This is a genomic window from Streptomyces sp. NPDC014889, from assembly GCF_043081205.1.
Taxonomy (GTDB): Bacteria; Actinomycetota; Actinomycetes; order Streptomycetales; family Streptomycetaceae; genus Streptomyces.
Map to the genome: position 1 here is coordinate 326,947 of NZ_JBIBWH010000001.1, position 22,986 is coordinate 349,932.

Annotated in this window: 23 protein-coding genes and 1 riboswitch; of the genes, 12 read left to right on the forward strand and 11 right to left on the reverse strand. The window is 73.5% G+C overall.

The annotated features are described in order from the left end of the window. Nucleotides 1–18: 18 nt before the first annotated feature. A complete protein-coding gene (locus ACF09J_RS01485) occupies nucleotides 19–267 on the reverse strand; it encodes a trp operon leader peptide (protein WP_392303331.1) in 249 nt (82 codons plus the stop codon). Here ACF09J_RS01485 and ACF09J_RS01490 point away from each other — a divergent pair. From ACF09J_RS01490 to ACF09J_RS01500, 3 genes are all read left to right on the forward strand, one after another. Then, nucleotides 191–1,495 carry a glycoside hydrolase domain-containing protein gene (locus ACF09J_RS01490; RefSeq protein ID WP_392303332.1) on the forward strand — a complete coding sequence of 435 codons (1,305 nt, stop codon included), beginning with the start codon at nucleotides 191–193 and terminating at the stop codon, nucleotides 1,493–1,495. The genes ACF09J_RS01485 and ACF09J_RS01490 overlap by 77 nt on opposite strands. A gap of 96 nt (nucleotides 1,496–1,591) precedes the next feature. Then, a complete protein-coding gene (locus ACF09J_RS01495) occupies nucleotides 1,592–2,944 on the forward strand; it encodes a class II 3-deoxy-7-phosphoheptulonate synthase (RefSeq protein WP_392303333.1) in 1,353 nt (450 codons plus the stop codon). 163 nt (nucleotides 2,945–3,107) lie between these two features. Further along, nucleotides 3,108–3,368 (forward strand): bacterioferritin-associated ferredoxin, encoded by a 261-nt coding sequence (locus ACF09J_RS01500; protein ID WP_100572356.1) that lies wholly within the window; start codon nucleotides 3,108–3,110, stop codon nucleotides 3,366–3,368. 24 nt (nucleotides 3,369–3,392) lie between these two features. On the opposite strand, the gene bfr is transcribed toward ACF09J_RS01500, so the two are convergent. Further along, complete coding sequence (gene bfr, locus ACF09J_RS01505) at nucleotides 3,393–3,911, reverse strand: bacterioferritin (protein WP_392303334.1); 519 nt, start codon at nucleotides 3,909–3,911, stop codon at nucleotides 3,393–3,395. Nucleotides 3,912–4,065: 154 nt separating this feature from the next. Here bfr and ACF09J_RS01510 point away from each other — a divergent pair, with 154 nt between their 5' ends. Then, nucleotides 4,066–4,722, forward strand: a complete 657-nt coding sequence (locus ACF09J_RS01510; protein WP_392303335.1) for a sulfite oxidase-like oxidoreductase — start codon at nucleotides 4,066–4,068, stop codon at nucleotides 4,720–4,722. A 30-nt stretch (nucleotides 4,723–4,752) separates the two neighbouring features. Here ACF09J_RS01510 and ACF09J_RS01515 read toward each other — a convergent pair whose 3' ends face one another. From ACF09J_RS01515 to thiO, 5 genes are all read right to left on the reverse strand, one after another. Then, entirely contained in the window at nucleotides 4,753–5,643 is an 891-nt protein-coding gene (locus tag ACF09J_RS01515; RefSeq protein ID WP_392303336.1) for a deoxyribonuclease IV, read from the reverse strand. Nucleotides 5,644–5,691: 48 nt separating this feature from the next. Continuing rightward, complete coding sequence (gene pknB, locus ACF09J_RS01520; RefSeq protein ID WP_392303337.1) at nucleotides 5,692–7,626, reverse strand: Stk1 family PASTA domain-containing Ser/Thr kinase; 1,935 nt, start codon at nucleotides 7,624–7,626, stop codon at nucleotides 5,692–5,694. Between the two features lie 169 nt (nucleotides 7,627–7,795). Continuing rightward, nucleotides 7,796–8,590 (reverse strand): thiazole synthase, encoded by a 795-nt coding sequence (locus tag ACF09J_RS01525; protein ID WP_392303338.1) that lies wholly within the window; start codon nucleotides 8,588–8,590, stop codon nucleotides 7,796–7,798. Nucleotides 8,591–8,593: 3 nt separating this feature from the next. Next, nucleotides 8,594–8,794 carry a sulfur carrier protein ThiS gene (thiS, locus tag ACF09J_RS01530; RefSeq protein WP_392303339.1) on the reverse strand — a complete coding sequence of 67 codons (201 nt, stop codon included), beginning with the start codon at nucleotides 8,792–8,794 and terminating at the stop codon, nucleotides 8,594–8,596. Further along, nucleotides 8,791–9,957: a glycine oxidase ThiO gene (thiO, locus tag ACF09J_RS01535; protein WP_392303340.1), complete on the reverse strand. Its 1,167-nt coding sequence runs from the start codon at nucleotides 9,955–9,957 to the stop codon at nucleotides 8,791–8,793. The genes thiS and thiO overlap by 4 nt, the downstream gene beginning before the upstream one ends. After that, a riboswitch (TPP riboswitch) is annotated at nucleotides 9,955–10,066 on the reverse strand. Its footprint overlaps the gene before it by 3 nt. 170 nt (nucleotides 10,067–10,236) lie before the next feature. Here thiO and ACF09J_RS01540 point away from each other — a divergent pair. The 5 genes from ACF09J_RS01540 to ACF09J_RS01560 all read left to right on the forward strand — a co-directional run bounded on the left by ACF09J_RS01540 (nucleotide 10,237) and on the right by ACF09J_RS01560 (nucleotide 14,914). Further along, complete coding sequence (locus ACF09J_RS01540) at nucleotides 10,237–11,466, forward strand: NAD(P)/FAD-dependent oxidoreductase (protein ID WP_392303341.1); 1,230 nt, start codon at nucleotides 10,237–10,239, stop codon at nucleotides 11,464–11,466. 66 nt (nucleotides 11,467–11,532) lie between these two features. Next, nucleotides 11,533–11,898, forward strand: a complete 366-nt coding sequence (locus tag ACF09J_RS01545; protein ID WP_141361701.1) for a helix-turn-helix domain-containing protein — start codon at nucleotides 11,533–11,535, stop codon at nucleotides 11,896–11,898. Nucleotides 11,899–12,042: 144 nt separating this feature from the next. Next, on the forward strand, nucleotides 12,043–12,726 hold the full coding sequence (gene thiE, locus ACF09J_RS01550) for a thiamine phosphate synthase (RefSeq protein ID WP_392303342.1): 684 nt from the start codon (nucleotides 12,043–12,045) through the stop codon (nucleotides 12,724–12,726). A gap of 212 nt (nucleotides 12,727–12,938) precedes the next feature. Further along, the gene (gene metF / locus ACF09J_RS01555) at nucleotides 12,939–13,862 is read left to right on the forward strand and encodes a methylenetetrahydrofolate reductase [NAD(P)H] (protein WP_392303343.1); all 924 of its coding nucleotides are present in this window, start codon (nucleotides 12,939–12,941) and stop codon (nucleotides 13,860–13,862) included. A 56-nt stretch (nucleotides 13,863–13,918) separates the two neighbouring features. Next, nucleotides 13,919–14,914, forward strand: a complete 996-nt coding sequence (locus tag ACF09J_RS01560; protein WP_392303344.1) for a hypothetical protein — start codon at nucleotides 13,919–13,921, stop codon at nucleotides 14,912–14,914. A 12-nt stretch (nucleotides 14,915–14,926) separates the two neighbouring features. Here the strand turns inward: ACF09J_RS01560 and ACF09J_RS01565 are convergent, their stop codons facing one another. From ACF09J_RS01565 to ACF09J_RS01575, 3 genes are all read right to left on the reverse strand, one after another. Then, nucleotides 14,927–16,423 carry a phytoene desaturase family protein gene (locus tag ACF09J_RS01565; RefSeq protein ID WP_392303345.1) on the reverse strand — a complete coding sequence of 499 codons (1,497 nt, stop codon included), beginning with the start codon at nucleotides 16,421–16,423 and terminating at the stop codon, nucleotides 14,927–14,929. 86 nt (nucleotides 16,424–16,509) lie between these two features. After that, nucleotides 16,510–17,127, reverse strand: coding sequence for a DUF4126 domain-containing protein (locus ACF09J_RS01570; RefSeq protein ID WP_392303346.1), 618 nt, complete (start codon nucleotides 17,125–17,127; stop codon nucleotides 16,510–16,512). A gap of 294 nt (nucleotides 17,128–17,421) precedes the next feature. Further along, the gene (locus ACF09J_RS01575) at nucleotides 17,422–18,051 is read right to left on the reverse strand and encodes a TetR/AcrR family transcriptional regulator (protein WP_392303347.1); all 630 of its coding nucleotides are present in this window, start codon (nucleotides 18,049–18,051) and stop codon (nucleotides 17,422–17,424) included. Between the two features lie 210 nt (nucleotides 18,052–18,261). Here ACF09J_RS01575 and ACF09J_RS01580 point away from each other — a divergent pair, with 210 nt between their 5' ends. From ACF09J_RS01580 to ACF09J_RS01590, 3 genes are all read left to right on the forward strand, one after another. After that, nucleotides 18,262–18,846 (forward strand): SAV_6107 family HEPN domain-containing protein, encoded by a 585-nt coding sequence (locus ACF09J_RS01580; protein WP_392303348.1) that lies wholly within the window; start codon nucleotides 18,262–18,264, stop codon nucleotides 18,844–18,846. Between the two features lie 91 nt (nucleotides 18,847–18,937). Beyond that, the gene (locus tag ACF09J_RS01585) at nucleotides 18,938–19,765 is read left to right on the forward strand and encodes a class I SAM-dependent methyltransferase (protein WP_392303349.1); all 828 of its coding nucleotides are present in this window, start codon (nucleotides 18,938–18,940) and stop codon (nucleotides 19,763–19,765) included. Nucleotides 19,766–20,042: 277 nt separating this feature from the next. Next, nucleotides 20,043–20,438, forward strand: coding sequence for a DUF3040 domain-containing protein (locus ACF09J_RS01590; RefSeq protein ID WP_392303350.1), 396 nt, complete (start codon nucleotides 20,043–20,045; stop codon nucleotides 20,436–20,438). A 71-nt stretch (nucleotides 20,439–20,509) separates the two neighbouring features. On the opposite strand, the gene ACF09J_RS01595 is transcribed toward ACF09J_RS01590, so the two are convergent. Further along, the gene (locus tag ACF09J_RS01595) at nucleotides 20,510–22,933 is read right to left on the reverse strand and encodes a DUF3488 and DUF4129 domain-containing transglutaminase family protein (RefSeq protein WP_392303351.1); all 2,424 of its coding nucleotides are present in this window, start codon (nucleotides 22,931–22,933) and stop codon (nucleotides 20,510–20,512) included. Between the last annotated feature and the right edge of the window lie 53 nt (nucleotides 22,934–22,986).

Sequence of the window (22,986 nt, forward strand, 5' to 3'; positions counted from 1 at the left end):
AGTGTGGGATACGCGCAGTCAGCGGGCCGCCGGAGAAGCGGTCCACCACCAGTTCTGGGTCTGGGTCGAGTGCGCGAACATGCCCGGCACCCTACCGCATCGGTCCGCCGCGCGACCCTGTCCGGCCCCCGTCCGCCGTTTCGCCCGTACGCAGCACAGGCCGGTTTCCGGCCGCCGCGCGGGGTGGAAAGTGGGACCGCGTCGACCGTGTGTCGAGCGTGCCCCGGCGTCCGCCGCGCGCCCGTGCCCGACCGAGGAGTACGCCATTCCCGCCCCACGATCACCCCACCAGGCCCGGCCCCGTTCCGGGTTCGGACGCGCGCTGACCGCGCTGAGCGCCTGCGCGGTGCTCGCCGCCGGCGCCCCGGCCGCCGCCCGTCCGGCCGCCGACGACGCCACGAAGACCGTCAGCTACCGCGGCCACACCTTCACCGTCCCGGCCGGCTGGCCCGTCGTCGATCTCGACCAGGAGCCCACGGCCTGCGTCCGCTTCGACCGGCACGCCGTCTATCTCGGCACCCCCGGCGAGCAGCAGGACTGCCCGGCCCGCGCCGTCGGGCGCACCGAGGTCCTGTGGGTGCAGCCCGCGCCGGCGACGAAGGCCTCGGTGACCGAGGACCGCACCTCCCGCGTCTACCGGGCGACCGCCACCAACGAGGGAATCTCCGTCACGGCCCCCTACGGCGAGGACCGCGCGGAGATCCAGCGGGTGCTGCGCAGCGCCGGACTCCCCGTCGCCGCCGCCGTCGGCGGGGAACACCCCCAGGCGCCGTCCGCGCGCGCCGTGCCCGCCGACGCGACCGCCTACCAGGGCAGGGGCTTCGACACCTGCACCGCACCGAGCCGGACGGCCATGAACGCGTGGAAGGACAACTCGCCCTACGGAGCCGTCGGCGTCTACATCGGAGGGGTCAACCGCGCCTGCGCCCAGGCGAAGCTGACCGCCGAGTGGGTGCAGACGCAGTACGCGAACGGGTGGCGCTTCTTCCCGCTGTACGTCGGCCCGCAGCCCAGCTCCGGCGCCGGCAGTTGCCGGAACTCCTGCGCCTCGATCAACGATCCGGTGCCGCAGGGCAAGGAGGCCGCGGAGAACGCGGTCGCCCAGGCGGTGGCGCTCGGCTTCGCCAAGGGGTCGGTGCTCTACAACGACCTGGAGCAGTACACGCCGGGCGGCGCTCTCACCGCGCGCGTACTCGGCTACCTGGAGGCCTGGACCGAGCGGCTGCACGAACTGGGCTACCGCTCGGGCGCGTACGGCAGCGTCTCGTCCCTGGTCGCCGACCTGGTGGGCAACGCCGGCAAGGTCACCCTGCCCGACGTGATCCACTTCGCGCACTGGAACAACGAGAACACCACCGTCCACACCGCCGTCCCGGCCGACCTGTGGGACGCTCACCAGCGCATCCACCAGTACGCGGGCAACAAGACAGAGACGTACGGCGCGGTGACGATCAACATCGACCGCGACCAGCTCGACGTCGGCGCCGGCGCCTGAACACCCCGGGGAGGGACATTCCGCGGCCGGGCGCCGTCCGTCTCATTGGCTGAACGGAGGAGGGGGCCCGACGGGCGACCCCGTAATCTTGGTGGGGTGACCGTGAACGCTAAGACCAGCGCGAGCGCTGGCAACACCTGGCGAGACCTGCCCGCGGCGCAGCAGCCCGAGTACCCCGACCCCGAGGCTCTGCGCGCAGTGATCGCGGACCTCGAGTCGTATCCGCCGCTCGTCTTCGCGGGCGAGTGCGACCAGCTGCGCGCCCGGATGGCGGCCGTCGCCAGGGGAGAGGCGTTCCTCCTCCAGGGCGGCGACTGCGCCGAGGCGTTCGACGCGGTGTCCGCGGATCACATCCGCAACAAGCTCAAGACGCTGCTGCAGATGGGCGCCGTGCTGACGTACGCAGCCTCGGTGCCGGTGGTGAAGGTCGGCCGGATCGCCGGCCAGTACTCCAAGCCGCGCTCCAAGCCGACCGAGACCCGCGGCGGCGTGACCCTGCCGACCTACCGCGGCGACTCGGTCAACGGCTTCGAGTTCACCGAGGCCGACCGCGTCCCGGACCCCGAGCGGCTGAAGCGGATGTACCACGCGTCCGCCTCCACGCTGAACCTGGTGCGCGCCTTCACCACCGGCGGCTACGCCGACCTGCGCCAGGTGCACGCCTGGAACCAGGACTTCGTGAAGTCCTCCCCGTCCGGCCAGCGCTACGAGCAGCTCGCGCGTGAGATCGACAACGCGCTGAACTTCATGCGGGCCTGCGGCACGGACCCGGAGGAGTTCAAGACCGTCGAGTTCTTCTCCTCGCACGAGGCGCTGCTGCTCGACTACGAGACGGCGCTGACCCGCGTCGACTCGCGCACCGGGCGGCTGTACGACGTCTCCGGGCACATGGTGTGGGTCGGCGAGCGCACCCGGCAGCTCGACCACGCGCACATCGAGTTCGCCTCGCGCATCCGCAACCCGATCGGCGTCAAGCTCGGCCCGACGACCACGCCCGAGGAGGCGCTGCGGTACATCGACCGCCTCGACCCCGAGCGGGAGCCGGGACGGCTGACGTTCATCGTCCGCATGGGCGCCGACAAGATCCGCGACCGGCTTCCGGAGCTGGTGGAGAAGGTCACGGCCTCCGGCGCGGTGGTGGCCTGGGTGACCGACCCGATGCACGGCAACACCTTCGAGGCGGCCTCCGGCCACAAGACCCGCCGCTTCGACGACGTGCTCGACGAGGTCAAGGGCTTCTTCGAGGTGCACAAGGGGCTCGGCACGCACCCCGGCGGCATCCATGTGGAGCTGACCGGCGACGACGTCACCGAATGCGTCGGCGGCGGCGACGAGATCTTCGTCGACGACCTGCACCAGCGCTACGAGACGGCCTGCGACCCGCGTCTGAACCGCAGCCAGTCCCTGGACCTGGCGTTCCTGGTCGCGGAGATGTACCGGGACCAGTGAGGCGCCCGCCCGTCGCGGGGGCGTACAGGTGAAGTGGGGCGCGGATCACACGAAATCCGCGCCCCTGCCCTTTTCCGGCATGCACGTGGTGAGTAAGGTTAGGTTTGCCTCACCGAGATTCGGGACGGCGCCACTGAACCGATCCCGGTGGGAGGTGAACCGCGTGTACGTGTGCAGTTGCTTCGGTATCACCGAGCAGCAGGTCAAGCAGCACGCGGACAACGGCGCCTGCACCCCCCGCAAGATCGCCTCCGTCTGCAAGGCGGGCACCGACTGCGGCGGCTGCGTACGCCGCATCCAGGCACTGCTCGGCCGGGGCGCGTGCCCGCGCCGGGAACTGATCGACCAGGGCGGCCCGGCGCTCGCGCCGCTCACGGGCCGCACGTCCGGCGCCGGTCCGGAGGAGCTGGGCGACGCCGCCTAGCGCGCTGGGCGGCCTTGTGCCGCCTCAGTGGCCGGAGAAGCCGTGCGTGCCGGGGCCCGACGGGTCCGGCTGGCTCTGCTCGACGACGGTCGAGAGATAGAGCGCCTCGCCCAGCTTGTCGACCAGCTCGAGCTGGGTGTCCAGGTAGTCGATGTGGTGCTCCTCGTCGGCGAGGATCGCCTCGAAGATGTTCGCCGACGTGATGTCGTCCTTGTCGCGCATCAGCTCCACGCCCCGGCGCAGCCGGTCGATGGCCTCGACCTCGATCTGCCGGTCGGCGCGGAACATCTCGGTCACCGTCTCACCGACCTGGACGTGGAAGAGCCGCTGGTAGTTCGGCAGACCGTCAAGCAGCAGGATGCGGTCGGTCAGGAGCTCCGCGTGCCGCATCTCGTCGAACGACTCGTCGCGGGTGTACCTGGCGAGCTTCGTCCAGCCCTTGTGGTCCTGGAGCTTGGAGTGCAGGAAGTACTGGTTGATCGCGGTGAGCTCGGCGGTCAGCTGCTCGTTGAGCAGTTCGATCACCTCGGGGTCGCCTTGCATGGCGGCGGGGCTCCTTCCGGACGTGTCTGGGCCGATCCCGCGCATGATTGCACCGGCACACACAGCCGTCCAGTAAGTACAGGCTTAGTGTGAGTTGTCCGAATCGCCCCCGGGCTGGTCATGTGCACCCCCTCCGGTCTGTCAGGATGGAGACATGGGTCAGCCGGTGGAACGCGCGTCAGGAGACGCGTCTGGGGGAGTGCCGACGGGAGCGGCACAGCCGGAACTTCCGCCGGGACAGCGGCTCCAGCGCGGCTGGCCGGTGACGCACTACGGACCGGTGCCCAAGTTCCGTCCCGAACGCTGGGACTTCCGCGTCTTCGGCGCCACCGCGGACGGCGAGAAGCACTGCTGGACCCACGAGGAGTTCACGGCGCTGCCGTACACCACCGTGGTGGCCGACCTGCACTGCGTCACGAAGTACAGCATGCTCGGCGCCGAGTGGGGCGGCATCCCCGCGCGCACCGTCCTGGACATCGCCCCGCCCGCTGAGAACGTCACCCATGTGATGGTGTGGGCGGAGTACGGGTTCAGCTCCAATCTGCGCCTGTCGGACTTCACCTCGGAGCGCGCCCTCTTCGCCACCCACAAGGACGGCGAGCTGCTCACCGCCGAGCACGGCTTCCCGCTCCGCCTGATCGTCCCCCACCTGTACGCCTGGAAAGGCCCCAAGTGGGTCCGCGGCGTGGAGTACATGACCGCCGACCGCCGCGGCTTCTGGGAGGAGCGCGGCTACCACAACCTCGGCGACCCCTGGAAGGAGCAGCGCTACTCCTACCAGGAGGAACCGGGGGACGGACCGGAACTCTGACGCCCGCCCCGGTGCCCCCTCACACCTTCCTCATCCGTCCCTGAGCCGCTTCAGGCGCTCCACGTCCGCCGTGTGGCCCTCCTTGCCGCCCGGGGTCTCGATGACCAGCGGGACGCCCTCGGTGGCGGGGTGGGTCATCAGGGCGCGGAAGGGGTCCTCGCCGATGTGGCCGGCGCCGATGTTCTCGTGCCGGTCCTTGTGCGCGCCGGCCACGTCCTTGGAGTCGTTGGCGTGGATCAGCTTCAGCCGGCCCTTGCCGACCGTCTCCACCAGCAGGTCCAGCGTGCGGTGCATGCCGTCCGGGCCGGTCAGGTCGTGCCCGGCGGCGAAGACGTGGCAGGTGTCCAGGCACACGCCCAGCCTCGGATGGGCGTCCAGCGCCTCGAAGTAGGGCCCGAAGTCCCAGGTGCGCGAGCACAGCGAGGCACCCTGGCCCGCGGTGGACTCAAGCAGCAGGTACGGGTCGTCGTCGTGGGTGAGTTCGTCGAGCAGCGGCAACAGGTGCTCCCGTACCTGCTTCAGCGCGACGGACCGGTGCCGGCCGCCCGTCGCGCTCCCGGTGTGGACGACGACGCCCAGCGCGCCGATCTCCCGGGCGCGCCGCAGCGAGTGCCGCAGCGACTCCACCGACCGCTCCACGGTCGCCTCGGTGTGGGAACCGAGGTTGATCAGGTACGGGGCGTGGACGTACGCCGGGACCGACTGCTCGGCGCAGGCCGCGCGGAACTGCTCGTCCTGCCGCGGACTGCCCGCGGGCGTGGCCCAGCCGCGCGGATTGGCGACGAAGACCTGCACGGTCTCGGCTCCGAGGTCACGGGCGTAGGACAGGCCCACGGAATGCAGCCCGCCGGCGACGGGCACATGGCCGCCGATCGGGTTGCGGGAGGGGCCTGGGAGGGGACGGGACCGCTGACTGCTCACCCGTTCAGGGTGTCACGCGCCCGGCGGCCCGCGGCCGCCCGGCCGCCGTCACCGGATGGTGATCGTTATCGTCGAGCCCTTCGGCGCCCGGTCGCCGCCCTTCACCGACTGCTGCTTGACGGTGTCGCCGAACAGCCCGAGCAGTCCGCGGTCCTCTCGCACCTGGAAGCCGGCCTTCTGCAGCGTGTTCTTGGCGTCGCCGACGCTGTTGCCGGTCACGTCCGGCACCTCGACCATCTCCGGGCCCTTGGACAGCGTCAGTGTGACCGTGTCGCCCTCGGCGGCCTCGCTGTCGCCCTCCGGGCTCTGCCGGGCGACCTTGCCCTTGTCGAAATCGGAGGTGACCTGCTCGGAGGAGATCCGCACCTTCAGACCGGCGTCCTGGAGGTCGGACCGCGCCTCGTTCAGGTCCTCGCCGGTGACGTCCGGGACGTCCACCGCGCGGCCCTTGCTGACGGTGAGCGCGATCGCCGAGCCCGCGTGCCGGTCGGTGCCCGCCCCGGGATCCGTGCCGATCACGACGTCGCGGGGCACGTCGTCGCTGAACTCCCGGCTCACCATGCCCGGCTCCAGGCCCTCCTGCTTCAGCAGGGCCCGCGCCTCGTCCAGCCGGTGGCCCTTCAGATCGGGCACCCGCACGGTCTCCGGGCCGTCGGACACCGTGAGCGTCACGGAGCCGTGGCTGCGGATGCGCGCTCCCGCCTGAGGGTCGGTGCTGAGGACCGTGCCGCGCCCGACCGTGTCGCTGTAGGCGTGCTCGACCCGGTCGACACCGAGACCGGCCTTCTTGAGCTGCTCCCTGGCCTGCGCCTCGGTCTTCGTCAGCAGCGGCGGGACCTTCGTGAACTGGCCGGAGTTGATGTACCACACGCCTCCGCCGACTCCGAGGACCAGCAGGACGGCGGCGACGACCGTGAGCAGGGTCCGCCGGGGCCGCCCGGGGCGCCGGGCGCCGGCCGGCCGCGGTGGGGGCGGGGGAGCCTGGAGCCGGCTGGTGCGGTTGAGAGCGGCCTCGGACCGTGCGCTCTGCGCGTCGCGGACTCGCGTCGTCAGGGCGCGCGGGATGACGCTCGTACGGTCCTCGGCGTTGTCGTGCTCGGCGGTGAGGGCCTGCGGCGGCAGCGCGTCGAGCTGGTCCGCGCTGAGCGCGGACCGGGCCTCACGGACCCGCGCGAGCAGCGCGACCGCGTCGTGCGGCCGGATGTCCGGGGTGCGGGCGGTGGCCTCCGCGACCAGTTCGTCCAGTTCCAGGGGCAGTCCCGGCACGGCCGCCGACGGGGCCGGCACGTCCTCGTGCAGGTGCTGGTACAGCACCTGGGCGGGGGACTCCCCCTGGTGCGGCTTGCCGCCGGTCAGCATCTCGTACAGCACGACACCGCACGCGTACACATCGACACGGGGGTCTGCGGTGCCGCGCTCGATCTGCTCCGGCGCGAGGTAGGAGACGGTGCCGAGGACGGCACCGGTGGTGTTCGTCACCGTGTCCACGGACCGCACCAGCCCGAAGTCGGCGACCTTGACCCGGCCGTCATCCCCTATCAGGACGTTCTCCGGCTTCATGTCGCGGTGCACGAACCCGGCCCGGTGCGCGGCCCCCAGCGCGGCGAGCACCGGTTCCAGGATGTCCAGCGCCGCGCGCGGCTGGAGCGCCCCGCGCTCGCGCAGCACGTCACGCAGGGTGCAGCCGGCCACGTACTCCATGGCGAGGTACACGTACGTCCCGTCCGTGCCCTGGTCGAAGACCTGCACGACGTTCGGATGGGCCAGCCGAGCGACCGACTTGGCCTCCCGGATGAACCGCTCCACGAACGAGCCGTCGGCGGCGAGCGTCGGGTGCATCACCTTGAGGGCGAGGACCCGGTCGAGACGGGTGTCCAGGGCCCGGTAGACCGTGGCCATCCCGCCGACGGCGATCCGTGCGTCGACGCGATAGCGGCCGTCGAGCACCTGCCCGACGAGAGGGTCCTGAAGGGTCGTATCCACGCAGGCGAGTCTACGAGCCGTCACGGACACACACCGATCGCGGACAGTGTCGCGGCGGGACTGAAGCCGACCTGTGACGCGGTACACGCACCCGTACGGGGCGATGACCGGCCGGTGCCCCGGCAGCCGACGCACGCCCCGTCGCGGGCGAACGTTGCCCGTCGCGGCATTAGAACGCGGGCCGCTCCGGGTCCAGCCCGGCCATGCCCTCCGCCGGGGACGACGCCTGGGCGAAGTGCCGCTTGGGGATCCGCCCGGCCAGCCGGGCCAGCCGCCCCGCCTCCACGGCGGAACGCATCGCCGAGGCCATCATCACCGGCTCCTGCGCCCGTGTCACCGCTGAGGCGAGCATCACCCCCGCACACCCCAGCTCCATGGCAAGCGCCGCGTCCGAGGCCGTACCGGCCCCGGCGTCCAGGATCACCGGCACGCGCGCGTGCTCCACGATCAGCTGGAAGTTGTGCGGGTTGCGGATACCGAGCCCGGACCCGATGGGCGAGCCGAGCGGCATGATCGCGGCGCAGCCCACGTCCTCCAGCTTCCGCGCGAGCACCGGATCGTCGTTCGTGTACGGCAGCACCGTGAACCCGTCGTCGACCAGCGTCTCCGCAGCGTCCAGCAGCTCGATCGGGTCCGGCAGCAGCGTGCGCTCGTCGGCGATGACCTCCAGCTTGACCAGGTCCGTGCCCAGCGCCTCCCGCGCCAGCCGGGCGGTGAGCACCGCCTCGCCCGCCGTGAAGCAGCCCGCGGTGTTGGGCAGCGCCCGGATCCCGAGCGACTCCAGCACCGACAGCACGGAGCCGTGCACGGAGGGGTCGACCCGCCGCATCGCGACCGTGGTCAGCTCCGTGCCGGAGGCCACCAGTGCCCGCTCCAGCACCTCCAGGCTGGGCGCGCCGCCGGTGCCCATGATCAGCCGGGAGGTGAAGGACGTACCACCGAGGACGAAGGGGTCGTCGGCCATGGCTCAGCCTCCCTGGACGGCGGTCAGCACTTCGACGCGGTCGCCCTCGGCCAGGGCCGTGGACGACCAACGCGCGCGCGGGACGACGGTCTCGTTGAGGGCGGCGGCCACGCCGGAGGGTGCCGCGCTCAGCGCCTGCACGACGGTGCCGAGGGACGTGCCGGGCTCGACGCGGCGGGGCTCACCGTTGACAGAGATGTTCATGCGGGCTGCTCCGTGAGTGCCGTGGCGTGGAAACGCCTGGGGGAGAAGGGGCGGACCTCGTCCGGCAGCTCGCCGGTGGTCAGGACGTGCGCCATGGCGTCACCGGTGACCGGCGTGAGCAGCACGCCGTTGCGGTAGTGCCCGGTGGCGAGGAGCAGGCCGTCCAGGCCGGTCGGGCCGAGCAGCGGCGCGTTGTCGGGGGAGCCGGGCCGCAGTCCCGCCCGGGTCTCCGTGAGCGGCAGCTCGGTGATCCCGGGCACCAGCTCGTGCGCGTCGCGCAGGAGCTCGTACACGCCGCCCGCCGTCACTGTCGTGTCCCAGCCCAGCTCCTCGCTCGTGGCCCCGACGACCAGCTCGCCGCTCAGCCGCGGCACCAGGTAGACCTGGCTGCCGCGCACCACGGCCCGCACGGTACGGCTCAGGAACGGCGCGTAACGCTTCGGCACCGTCAGCCTCAGCACCTGCCCCTTCACCGGCCGCACCGGCGGCAGCACCTCGTCCGGGACGCCCGCGAGCCGTCCGCTGCGGCTGCCGGCGGCGAGCACCACGCGGTCCGCGGCCGGCGCGGTGCCGTCGCGCAGCACACACCCCGTGGCCCGGTCGCGGGCCACGGTGAGCCGCTCGGCCCAGCCGCGGTGGAAGACCACGCCGGCCCGCTCACAGGCGTCGACCAGGGCGCGGGCGAGCCGCCGCGGATCGATCTGGTGGTCGCCGTCCACCCGCAGACCGCCGCGCACGCCCGGCGCGAGCATCGGTTCGAGGCGGCGGCAGTCCCGCCCGGACAGCCACTCGGAGTCCAGGCCCGAGCGGCGCTGAAGGTCGTGCAGTTCCCGCAGGTGGGCGCGGTCGTCGGCGTCCAGTGCCACGGCGAGGGTGCCGCAGCGGCGGTAGCCGAGGTCGTGGCCGGTCAGCTCGGTCAGCTCGGCCGCGAAGTCCGGGTAGCGGCGGGCGGAGGCCAGATTGAGTCCGAGCAGGGTCTGCTCGCCGTAGTGCAGTTCGGTGACGGCGGCCAGCATCCCGGCGGCCACCTGCGCGGCCCCGCCGCCCGGCTCGGGGTCCACCACGGCCGTGGCGAACCCGCGCTGCGCCGAGCGCCAGGCCGTCACAAGGCCGATGATCCCGCCCCCCACGACGAGGACGTCTGACGTACAAGGCGACGACATGGGCGTCCAGCCCCTCCCTTCGCCGGCATGACCCGGATCAGGTTCGTACGGTCGGAGGCCGCCAGCCTCCCTCTCAGCCCGGTGCGTCCGGGCTCCCGCGAGTGCTTGTACGGGCCACCCTAGCCCGCGGAGCACCGCCCCGGTAAGGGAGCCTGCCACGGACCGGGGCGGCCGGGCATGAGGGAAGAGTCTGTCGGGCAGGTTGAGGGAGCCGGTTGTGGAGCAGGTCACTCCGCACACCCCTGACTGACGCTCCGTCAGTTGACTTAAGGTGATCAGGTGAGCGACCAGACGCAGGAACAGGGCACATCGGGGCCGCGGCGCGTGGTCGTCGCGGGCGCGGGCATGGCCGGTGTGCAGACCGCGGTCGCCCTGCGCGAGCAGGGCTTCACCGGCACCGTGACACTGATCGGCGCCGAGCCCCACCAGCCCTACGACCGGCCACCGCTGTCCAAGGCCGTCCTGCTCGGCAAGGCCGAGGGCTCCGCCTTCGACATCGACTTCGAGGCGCTCGGCCTCGAACTGCGGCTCGGCTGCGAGGCGCTGGCCGTGCGGCCCGGCGCGCACGTGCTGGAGACCTCGGCCGGGCCGGTGCCGTACGACGTCCTCGTCCTGGCCACCGGCGCCGAACCGATCCGGCTGCCCGGCGCGGAGGGCGTTCCCGGCGTCCACCTGCTGCGCACCCTGGACGACGCCGAACGGCTGCGGCCGGTGCTCTCCGAGCAGCACGACATCGTGGTCGTCGGCGCCGGCTGGATCGGCGCCGAGTTCGCCACCGCCGCGCGCGAGGCGGGCTGCGCCGTGACCGTCGTGGAGGCCGCGGACCGGCCGCTCGCCGGGGCGCTGCCCGCCGAGGTGGCCGAGCCGATGACCGCCTGGTACGCCGACAGCGGCACCGAACTGCGCACCCACGCGCGCGTGGAGCGCGTCGAACCCGGCGCGGTCGTGCTCGACGACGGCTCGCGGCTGCCCGCGGGCGCCGTCGTGGTGGGCATCGGCGCGCGCCCCGCCACGGGCTGGCTGGCCGGCTCCGGCATCGCACTGGGCCCGCACGGGGACGTCCTGGCCGACGACCGTCTGCGCACGTCCGTGCCGGACGTGTACGCGGTCGGCGACTGCGCCTCGTTCCCCTCGGGACGGTACGGCGAGCGCCTCCTGATCCACCACTGGGACAACGCGCTCCAGGGCCCGCGCACGGTCGCGGCCGACATCGTCGGCCTCACCCCCGTGGTCTACGACCCGGTGCCGTACTTCTGGTCCGAGCAGTTCGGGCGCTTCGTGCAGTACGCCGGACACCACACGTCGGCCGACACTGTCGTCTGGCGCGGCGATCGCACCGGACCCGCCTGGACGGTCTGCTGGCTCCGCGAGGGCCGGCTCGTCGCCCTGCTGGCCGTCGGCCGGCCGCGGGATCTGGCGCAGGGGCGGCGGCTGATCGCGTCGGGCACGCCCATGGATCCGCTGCTGCTGGCGGACCCGGCGAAGCCCCTGAAGGCGGCGACGGCGTGAGGCGCGTGTCCCCGAGTGGACGGGCCTGGCTTCCGAGTGTCGGTGGCAGATGGCACGCTTGTTTCCGTGACCGAGATTGACACGAAGATCGACGCTCTCGTCCCTGCCTGGCTCACCCTTCCCGACATCGCCGAACAGCTCGGCGTCGAGGTGACACGTGTGCGGCAGCTGGTCAAGGAGGGCCAGCTCATCGCCGTACGCCGGGGTGAGAACCGCGCGCTGCACGTCCCCGCCGCCTTCATCGACGGCGACAAGGTCGTCAAGGGCCTGTCCGGCACCTTGACGCTCCTGAGGGACGACGGCTTCACGGTCGAAGAGATGATCGAATGGCTGTTCACCCCCGACCCGACCCTGCCCGGCACCCCCGCCCAGGCCCTGAGTGAGAACCGTGGCACAGAGGTGAAGCGCCGCGCCCAGGCGCTGGCCGTCTGACCCGGCCGCTTCTCCGCGCCCCCCGGCCGCGGCCCCCCCGCGGCCGGGCGGGCGGAGGCGGAGCCGGCCGGTCGGGAGGGGCGGGTAAGGTCCGTCCGAGTGGCCGGACGAGCCACCGAACCGACGAGCCCGGGGGACCCTCGTATGCCCGAGACCGCTGCCGCAGCCGTTGCCGACGCCGCGGCCGACACCCGTGACCGGCTCGGTGCGGCGCGCCTGTACCTGTGCACGGACGCCCGCAGGCGGCAGGGGGATCTGGCCGGTTTCCTGGACGCTGTGCTGGCCGCGGGGGTCGACGTCGTGCAGTTGCGGGACAAGGGCATGGAGGCGGGGGAGGAGCTGGACCTGCTGGAGGTGTTCGCCGACGCGTGCTCCCGGCACGGGAAGCTGCTCGCGGTCAACGACCGGGCGGACGTCGCCCACGCGGCCCGCGCCGATGTGCTGCACCTGGGGCAGGGGGACCTCCCGGTGCCCGCCGCGCGCGCCATCCTCGGCGACGGCGTCCTGATCGGCCGGTCCACGCACGCCGAGGACGAGGCCGCCGCGGCGGCCGTCCAGGACGGCGTGGACTACTTCTGCACCGGGCCCTGCTGGCCCACGCCCACCAAGCCGGGCCGGCCCGCCCCCGGCCTGGACCTGGTCCGGTACACCGCCTCGCTGGGCACCGACCGGCCCTGGTTCGCCATCGGCGGCATCGACCTCGGCAACCTGGACCAGGTCCTGGAGGCCGGCGCCCGCCGTGTCGTCGTGGTCCGGGCGATCACCGAGGCCGACGACCCCGGAGCGGCGGCGGCCGAGTTCGCCGGGCGGCTGCGGCAGGCGGCGTAGAGCGCGGTGCGGAACGGCCGGGCGCGGTGGCTGGCCCAGGGCGCGACACGACCGGAGGCCGGTCGCTCCGGCGTCTCACTTTTCGGACAGTCGGTCGGGTCCGACCCGCTCATTTCCGCCCCGTTGTCCGAAGGGTGGACAAGAAGCCGACAATCCAGGCAAATTTCCGGTGCTCGGTTGGGGGAGCGCCGCGCCCTGGATAGCCTGCCAGTATGGCCCTCGGAACCGCATCCACCAGGACTGATCGCGCACGCACCGTGCGTGACATGCTCGCCACCGGCAGGAGCACGTACTCCTTCGAGTTCTGGGCGCCGAAGACGGCGAAGGGCGAGCGCAACCTGTGGAACGCGCTGCGCAGGGTCGAGGCCGTCGCCCCCGACTTCGTCTCGGTGACGTACGGTGCCGGCGGCTCCACCCGCGCGGGCACGGTCAAGGCGACCGAGCAGATCGTGTCCGACACGACGCTCACCCCGGTCGCGCACCTCACCGCGGTCAACCACTCCGTCGCCGAACTGCGCAACATCATCGGCCAGTACGCCGACGCCGGGATCCGCAACATGCTCGCCGTGCGCGGCGACCCGCCCGGCGACCCGATGGGCGACTGGGTCCCGCACCCCCGCGGACTGACCTACGCCGCCGAACTCGTCCGGCTCATCAAGGAGTCGGGCGACTTCTGCGTAGGCGTGGCCGCCTTCCCCGAGATGCATCCCCGCTCGGCCGACTGGGACACCGACGTCGCGCACTTCGTCGACAAGTGCCGCGCGGGCGCCGACTACGCCATCACGCAGATGTTCTTCGAGCCGGAGTCGTACCTCCGCCTGCGCGACCGGGTCGCCGCCGCCGGTTGCGCGACACCCGTCATTCCCGAGATCATGCCGGTCACGAGCGTGAAGATGCTCGAGCGTCTGCCCCAACTCAGCAACGCCGCCATCCCGGACGACCTCCAAGAGCGGATCCGCGCGGCGGCGGACGATCCGGCGGCGGTACGCTCCCTTGGGATCGAGTTCGCCACCGAGTTCTGTGCGCGACTGCGGGCCGAGGGAGTGCCCGGGCTGCACTTCATCACGCTCAACAACTCCACGGCGACGCTGGAAATCTACGAGAACCTGGGTCTGCACCACCGGCCGCGGACCTAGACCGGCCGCACCCGCGTACGACACACTGCGTAGCGGCCACTGGGAGAGGGGCGTACATGGGCTGGACGGTCCTCTACATCGCGTTCGGCATCGTCGCGCTGTGGCTGCTGGGCGAGGTGCTGCTGCAGTACAAGGCACGGCTGCGCTGGCGGCTGCTGGCCTTCGGCGGCTTCCTCGGTGTCGTTCTCGGGGTCCTGATCCCCTCCGTCATCGTGATCGGTCTCGGCGCGGCCGCCTTCGCGGTCGGCCAGACCTACGTCACCCTGTCCTTCCGGCGCGGCTTCGCGGCGGGCTGGGCGGTCAACCGGCCCGAGGCCGACGGCGGCAAGCCGCGCCGCCGCGGCAAGGCCGAGCACCAGGACCCGACCCTGGAGGTCTCCGACCTCGAGGTGTCCGACGGCGCCACCGGCACCATGGAGGCTCTGCACGGCCACGAGGGTGAGTCCTACGACCACGAGGGCCGGCCCTACGCCCACGGCGACGACGACCGCGACGACGTCTTCACCCCAGCTCTCGCCACCACCGAGCCCACGGCCGCCGAGGCCGCCGCCGTGTACGAGCCGCAGCCCATGCCCGACGACACCGGTTCCTACGGCGTCTACGGCGACTCGGCCCACCAGGGCGGCACGCAGTCGCCCTACCCGGGGGCCGACCAGACCCAGGACCAGTACGCCACCGCGGCCCAGGGCGCCGACCAGAGCCACGCGTACGACTACTCCGGCTACGGGCAGCAGGGCTACGGCTACGACGCCTCCGGCCAGCAGCAGTACGCCGCCTACTCCGACCCGTACGCCGGCACCCAGACCTATGACGGCTCCTACGACACCGGCTACGCCCAGCAGGGGTACGGCCAGCAGGACTACGGCACCCAGGACGCCTACGCCGGCTACGGCGGCGAGACGCCGGCCGGCGGGGTGTGGGTCCCGCAGCAGCGCACCGACGAGGCCTACGGCGGGGAACTCCCGCAGGAGCAGCAGGCCTACCCGTACCAGGGCGACAGCCACGGGCAGCCGCAGCACGGCACGGGCTACGACGAGCAGTACCGTTTCTGAACGCTCCCGGGCTCACTGGGAGCCGCGGAACTCCGGCCCCTCCACGATCAGTCCGGCCACCAGCGCCCCCGACATCCCGGCGTGCGGCAGCCCGCCCCCGGGGTGGGACCAGCCGCCCACGGTGAACAGGCCCGCGAGGCCCGTGGTGTTCGCCGGGTGCAGCAGGCGCCCCTGAGCGGCCGCGAGCGTCGGCGCGGGGACGGCCCCGCCCTCCGCTCCCGTCACCCGCGCGATGTCGGCCGGGGTGCGCACCTCGTGCCAGAGCAGGCGGTCGCGGAGCCCGGGTATCGCCCGCGAGGCGACGGCGATCATCCGGTCGGCCTGCGCCCGGAGGTCCGCCGACGCGGACGCGGGGACCGTCGCCGTGAGCGTGACCGCCTCGTGCCCCGGGTCCGGGACCAGCGCCTGATCGCCGGGACGCGACACGGCGACCGTGGGCCGCTCGGGCAGCCCGGGGGCCGCGCCGAACAGCGCGTCGAGTTCGGCCGCCCGGTCCTCGGCGTGCACCACGGTCCGGTGCGCCGTCCCCTCGGGACGGCCGCCGCGCAGCGCCAGCAGCACGGTCAGGCGGCTGGGCGCCCGGGGCTGCGGCGGCACCTCGCCCGCACCCCGCAGGGCCGTACCCCGGACCATGCTTTCCAGCGTCCGGGGCGGCACACCGGCGACCACGAACTCCGCATCGGTCACGGTCCCGTCGGCGAGTTCCACGCCCGCCGCCCGGCCGTCCTTGCGGACGACCCCCGTGACCTCGGCGCCGAAGAAGAACTCGACCCGGCGGGCCAGACACCGCTCGTACACCGCGCGCGCCAGCTCGCGCAGGCCGCCGCGCACGTACCAGGTGCCGAAGGCGTGGTCCAGGTACGGCAGTACGGCCGCGCTCGCCGGTGCGGTCCGCGGATCGAGGCCGTACGCGAGCGCGTGGCTCTCCAGGAGGGCGGCGAGGCGCGGGTCGCGCAGCTCCCAGGCGGCGACCTCGGCGAGCGTGCTTGCCCGGCGGGTGCGCAGCAGGCGCTTGTGCGGCACCGCCGGGTACGGCTCGCGCTCGGCCAGCACCTGCCAGTTGGGCCACAGCGGCTCCTCCAGGAGCGGGCGGCGGGCGCGGTCCCAGGCCTCGCGGGCCCGCACCAGAAAATCGCCCCAGCGCTTGCCGGCGCCGGCGCCGAGGGCTTCGTCCAGCGCGGCGACGACGCCCGCGCGCGAGACGTTCGGCAGGGACACCTCGGTGCCGTCCGCGAAGACGTGCCGCGCGGACGGATCCACCTGGACCAGCTCGACGCGGTCCTCCAGTGGCTCCTTGCCGGTCTTGACGAACAGATCGCGGTGGACCGCGGGCAGCGGGAGCAGCCCGGGGCCGGTGTCGAAGGCGAAACCGTCCCGCTCGAAACGGCGCAGCGCGCCGCCGTACGTGTCCGTACGCTCGTACACCGCCACTCGGTGGCCCGCGACGGCCAGCCGGGCGGCGGCCGCCATCGCGCCCATCCCGGCGCCGATCACCGCAATCCGTGCCATGTGCGCGACTTTATCGACCGCCGCTGACAATCCCGGCCGCGGGGCGCTGACCAGCGGTTTCCCGGATGCGTGCGGCTGCGCGCGGGTCAGCCCGGCGGTGACCCCGCCCCGGCCGCGAGCCGGCGTTTCTCCTCCCGGCGCTGGGCCCGGCGGCGCAGGAAGCGGCGGATCCGGGAGACCAGGAAGGCGACGATCACGATCCCGGCGAGCAGCAGGACGCCCGCGACGACCGCCGCGGCCAGCGGGTGGAAGACCGCGAAGGTGACGAGCCCGGCCACTCCGAGGTCCTCGGCCAGGCTCACGACCATGTTGCTCACGGGCTCGGGCGAGGTGTTGACCGCCATCCGCGTCCCGGCCTTCACCAAGTGGCTGGCCAGCGCCGTACCGCCGCCGACCAGACCCGCGGTGACGTCCGACATCGAGCCGCTCTGCCCCGCGAGCAGCGCGCCGACCCAGGCACCGGCGACCGGGCGGATCACGGTGTGCGCCGTGTCCCACACCGAGTCGACGTAGGGGACCTTGTCGGCGACGGCCTCCAGCACGAACAGCACGCCCGCCGCGATCAGCACCTCCGGCCGCTGCAGGGTTCCGGGGACGTCGTCGCTCAGTCCCGTCGCACCGAACACACCGAGCAGCAGCACCACCGCGTACGCGTTGATGCCGCTGGCCCAGCCGCTTGTGAACACCATGGGGAGTACGGACACGGAGGCGATCGTAGCCAGCGGGCCGCGCGGAGTCCTGGGGGCGGGCACGCGGGACTGAGTATCCGTACCTAGTCGGCGAGATGAGTACGCGCACGGATGGGACGCGACCCGCGCGGACGGGAGAGTGGAGGGCACGGAAGGGGGCACGACGCCGGCACCGCCGACACGGGGCGGCGGAACGGCGCGGCCCTCGACCGGGAGACGCCGGTGCGCGGCGGCCCGCGGGGGACGCGGCCGGCGCGCGCCGGCGTTTCCCGTGCGCGGTCCGTGCCCGGCGCTGTTCGGGCGCGGGCCTCAGAGGCGGCCGCTGACCCGGCCCTGAAGGAGCCGGGACAGCGCCGCGTGCACGTCGTCCAGGGAACGCTGGGGCTGGAACGACTTCCAGTCCAGCGCGGCCACCAGCACCATGCCGACCAGCGCCGCGGCGGTCAGCGGCACGTCGACCTCCTCGCTGAACTCCCCGTTCGCCACGCCGTCGCGCAGCACGCCCTCGACGACCGCGACCGCCTCCTGCCGCACCACCAGGAGCGTGGCCTGCCAGGACCGGTTGGTGCGCCACAGCTCGGCCACGTAGAGCTGGGTGAAGGCCGGGTAGCGGTCGATGAAGACGAGCCCGGCGCGGACCATGGCGTCCAGGGCGTCGACCCGGCCGCCGCCCTCCCGCGCCGTCCGGTCGGCCGCCTCGCGCAGGGAGGCGGTGAGCAGCCCCACGCCGTGCCGCAGCAGCTCCTCGAAGAGGACGGACTTGCTGGCGAAGTTGTAGTAGACGGTGCCCTTGGCGACCCCCGCCCGCTCGGCGATCTCGTCCACCGTGGTGGCGGAGAACCCCTGCTCGGCGATGAGGGTCACGGCCGCCTCGTAGAGCTTCTGCCGGGTGGCCTCGCGGCGGGTACGGCCGCCCGGCGTGACGCTGCTGCGTTCCATGGCCCTGATTGTCACAGGTCGGCACCTCGCGAAGAGCGCGGCAGGGGCGGCGGGCGGCGCGGTCGCGGCCCCGGCGCCGGGTGCGGCGTAGGGGCCCTCCACACTGCGCGGCGGAGGCAAAATGCCAGGTCAGAACGGATTGTCAGTGCCATACCTCACGATGGGCACATACGGCACACGTGCCGTCACCCAGACGACAGGAGGTTCGTCATGGCCAACTCGTCCGCAGCCGCCGCCCGTCGGTACCGCGCCACCGGCCCTGCCCCCTCACTGACCGGTCCGGCGAGCGACGTGCACCCCGTCCCGCGCCGCGCCCCGGCCCCGCCCGCCGCCCTCGGCCTGCTCGCCCAGGCCCGCGAGGGCCTCGCGGAGGCCACCGCCCTGCGCACCCCGAACGAGCGGTACGCGACGGCCCACCTCGCCGCACTGCGCACCGCGGCCGCCGTGCTCGCCGCGCGGGGGCGCCCCGATCCCACCCCGCGCCGACGGGCCCGCATCAGGAGCGCCTGGGAAGTGCTCCCCGAGATCGCGCCCGAACTCGCCGAGTGGAGCGCCCTGTTCGCCGCGGGCGCCGCGCGCCGCGCCCGCGCCGAGGCCGGGATCCGGGGCGCGGCCGGCCAACGGGACGCCGACGACCTGATACGGGACGTGGCGATGTTCATCCGCCTGGTCGAACGCCTGCTCCTCCTCCAGCCGGTCATCCCCCGCCCCGGCCTCGGCGGGACGGCGAGCGCGGGGGCCGTGGAGCCGAGCGGCAGGTCGGGGGGTGGAGGCAATAGGGTGGAGGGCGCCTGAAGCCCTTCCAGTTCCCGCGCGCCGGGCGGGGAGGGGCAGTCCGATCGCTCCGCCGCGCAAGAGGCGGTGCCGCGCCGAGGAGTCAACTGCCGTGTCGGACCCGACCCGCCCGCCCGTCTCCCGCCACCAGCCTCAGCCGGCGTCGCTGCGCCCCGACCCCTCCCGCCCCCGCGCCTCACTCCGCACAGCCGTGGTCTGGGAGGTCCTGCACGACGCCCTCGACCGCCGGGTCAAGGCCGCGGGCCGGGACTCCCTGGACGTCCTCGACACCGGCGGCGGCAGCGGCAACTTCGCCGTGCCCGCCGCCCGGCTCGGCCACCGGGTCACCGTCGTCGACCCCAGCCCCAACGCGCTGTTCGCGCTGGAGCGCCGCGCCGCCGAAGCCGGCGTCGCCGACCGGGTGCGGGGCGTCCAGGGCGACGCCCACGGCCTCTTCGACGTCGTCGAGCGCGGCGGCTACGACGCCGTGCTGTGCCACGGCGTCCTGGAGTACGTCGACGACCCCGCCGAGGGCGTGCGCAACGCGGTGGCCGCCCTGCGCCCCGAGGGCGTCCTGAGCGTGCTCGCCGCCGGTCTCGGCGGCGCCGTGCTCGCACGCGCCCTGGCCGGGCACTTCAAGGAGGCCCGGCAGGCACTCGACGACCCCGAGGGCCGCTGGGGCGAGGGCGACCCGGTGCCGCGCCGCTTCACCGCCGAGCAGCTCACCGCCCTCGTCGAGGGCGCGGGCCTGCGGGTCGCCGCCGTGCACGGGGTGCGGATCTTCGCCGATCTGGTGCCCGGAGTGCTGGTGGACACCGAGCCCGGGGCGCTGGACGCCCTGCTGGAGTTGGAGGCGGCGGCGGCCGAGCGGCCCGCGTTCCACTCCGTGGCCACGCAGCTCCACGTACTCGGTGAGACCGAGGGCGCGGCAGAGGTCTGAGCGGCCCCGCGGGACGGGCCGCCGACCGGTGCCGCGGCCGGGCATGCAGTCCGCCACAGGCCGCCCGGACACGGGCTCGGAGCCGTATGATCGAAGGAGACCGTCCGGCATGACGGCCCGCCCGCCGGGGAATGCAAGCCTCAGCGGATCCGGACCGACATGGCGGATTCCGGTTGGCCAATTGGCGCAGAGGGGCGGGTTTCACGGGGGCGATTCCCTGCCTATCCTTAAGGGACCCCCCGAGTCGCCCCGGCGACTGCACGATGAGGAGGACTCCGTGCCGCTCTCGGAGCACGAGCAGCGCATGCTCGAGCAGATGGAGCGAGCGCTGTACGCCGAAGATCCCAAGTTCGCGTCGGCGCTCGAGGGAAGCGGGCTGCGTACGTACACCCGGCGGCGGGTCTACCAGGCGGTCGTGGGCTTCCTCGTAGGTATCGCGCTCCTCATGGCAGGAATGGTCGTCCAGAAGCTCATCTGGGTCAGTGTGGTGGGCTTCCTGGTCATGCTGGGCTGCGCCGTACTGGTCGTGACCGGCTGGCGCAAGGCTCCCAAGCCGGGCGAGCAGACCGCCGGCGCTCCGCAGGCCCGCCGTCCGGCCCGGCAGAAGCGTTCCGTGATGGACCGCATCGAGGAGCGCTGGCAGCGCCGCCGCGACGAGCAGGGCGGCCGCTAGCCCGCCGCACACCCACAGTTCTGCGTGAGGGGCTGACCGCCGATGGCGGTCAGCCCCTCACATGTGTCCTCTCAGCCGGAAGCCCCGGCCCCGTCCCCCGGGTCCCGCCGTCCCGACGGCCCGCTCAGCGCGGCCCGGACGGCGGCGACGCGGGCGGCGGCACGGGACCGGAACGCGTTCCACCGGGCCGAGGCCGCCCAGACCACGCGCACGGTCGAGCGCGGGGCGAGCGCGGCCCGCAGCCTGGTGCGGCGCGACGCCGTGTCCCGCAGGCCGCCGGCCACCCGCCGGACGTCCTCGGCGAGCCCCGCCACCGGACGCGGGCGCGGCGCGTAGAGGACCTGCTCCACCGCGTCCGCCAGCCGGTGTGCCGAGGCGGCGGCCACCTCGTCGAGACGCCCGAGGCGGACGATCCGGGCGGCCGCCCTGCGCGGGGTCTGCGACTCGTCCGGCAGGATCCCGAAGTCCCAGGCGGTGTCGCCCAGTTCCTGCCAGACCGCCAGGATGTGCGGCCCCGCGTCCGCCCCGCCGCGTCCGTGCGCGCCCAGCCGCACCGCACGTGTCCGCCGCCGCCACAGCAGCGGCGACAGCGGCAGGGCCAGGACCAGCAGGCCGCCCAGCGTCCAGCCCAGGAGGCTGTACCACCTCGGGCCGCCGTCGCCCTTGACCGGCACGGCCTGTGCGGACGGGCCCCCGCACTCCTGGAGCTTGCGCAGCTCCGGCGGGCAGCTCTGGTCCGCCGACGGCGCGGCCGAGGGCGCCGTGCTCGCGTTCTGGGACGGCGCCGAGTGCTCCGGCAGGCTGGTGCCCGGAGTGTCCGGTTGGGTGTACGACGGCGCCGTGCCCCGGGTCGGGGTCGGCTCGAAGCGGGTCCAGCCGACGCCCTCGAAGTACAGCTCGGGCCAGGCGTGCGCGTCCTTCAGACCCACCGCCACGGTGCCGTCGCCCCGTGCGGTGCCCGGCGCGAAGCCGACCGCGATCCGGGCCGGTATGCCCAGCGTGCGGGCCATGGCGGCCATCGCGAAGGAGAAGTGCACGCAGAAGCCGCGCTTGTCCTTCAGGAACCGCGAGATGGCCCGCGGTCCGCTGCCCGCCTCGACCTGCGTGTCGTACCGGAAGCCGCCTTCGAGGGCGAACCAGTCCTGGAGCTCGACCGCCTGCTCGTAGTGGTTCGCCGCGCCCCGGGTGACCCGGCGGGCGGTGCGCGCGACGTCCGCCGGCAGCGACCGGGGCACCTTGGTGTACTCGCGCCGCAGCGCCGCCGGCGGCTCCGGCGCCGCGGCGAGCTGCTCGGCGGTCGGCCGCACCTGAAGGCTCTTCACCTCGTAGGTCAGCCCGCGCGCGGTCTGCCGGTGGTCGCCGACCAGGGCCATGCCGACCGGCTCGTAGCGCCAACTGCCCTTGACCCGCACGGCGCTCGGCGGATACGGCATCGGCAGCCAGTCCTGGACGAACGACGTGGACGTCGAGATCGTCGTGGTGATCTCGGTGCGCTTGACGTCGCCGTCCAGGCCCTGGGGACTGGGCAGCCGGTCGGGCACGTCCACGATGTGCCGCTGGGACGGCTTCCAGGTGGTGCCGTCGAAGTCGTCCACGGACACGATCCGCAGATACAGGTTCGAGGTGTCGGACGTGTCCGTGCGCAGGGTGATGACCGTCTGGTCCTCGTCGACGTTCAGGCTGTCGCGCAGCGACACCAGCGGGTTCACCGCGGAGATCGTGCCGCCGTCGCCGCTGCCCGCGCCGACTCCGCCGCCGGCGGCGCCGAGCAGTCCGCCCCGCATCGACGGCAGGGCGAGCGGCACCACCAGGGCGATGCCGAGGACGAGGGCGCCGATCCGGCGCCCGTGGCGCACCGGCGCGGTCGCGCCGCTCGGCTCGCGGCCCCCCGCGCGCGGTGCCCCGGCGAACACCCGACCCCACTGCGAGAGCCGGTCCCGGCCCTCCGCCAGCAGCAGCATCAGGTAGCCGGCGGCCGCGACCAGGAACCACCACCCGCCGGTGCCGCCTTCGGACAGGCCCGCGGCCACGGAGTACACGGCGAGCAGCGGCAGACCCGCGGGGGCCGCGCTGCGGAACGTCACCGCGAGCGCGTCCACGATCAGCCCGATCACCAGGACACCGGCGACCAGCATCAGGCGGATGCCGTCGGTCTGCGGCGCCGGGATGGCGTACCGGCCGACGTCGTCCGCGCCCTCCTGCAGCAGTCCGGCCAGGTGCCGGAAGGCCTCAGGGCCGGGAACCAGCCCCGCGAAGGCATGCGCCCGGGCGAAGACCAGGGTGAGCAGCATCAGCGTGGCCAGGGCCTGCGCCGCCACGGTCAGCGGCCGCGCGAGCGGCACCCGCCGGGCCACCGCGCCGACCCCCGACTGCACCGTCAGCAGCAGCACGACCTGGAGGAACCACGAGGCGGGGGAGACCAGCGGCAGCAGCGCGCACGACGCCATCAACGTCGCCGCCGCCGCACACAGAGTCAACCGCGTGCGCCCGCTCATATCGACCCCTCCCCGGCGCCGGTGCCGCCCGCGGGCACGTCGAGCCGGTCCCG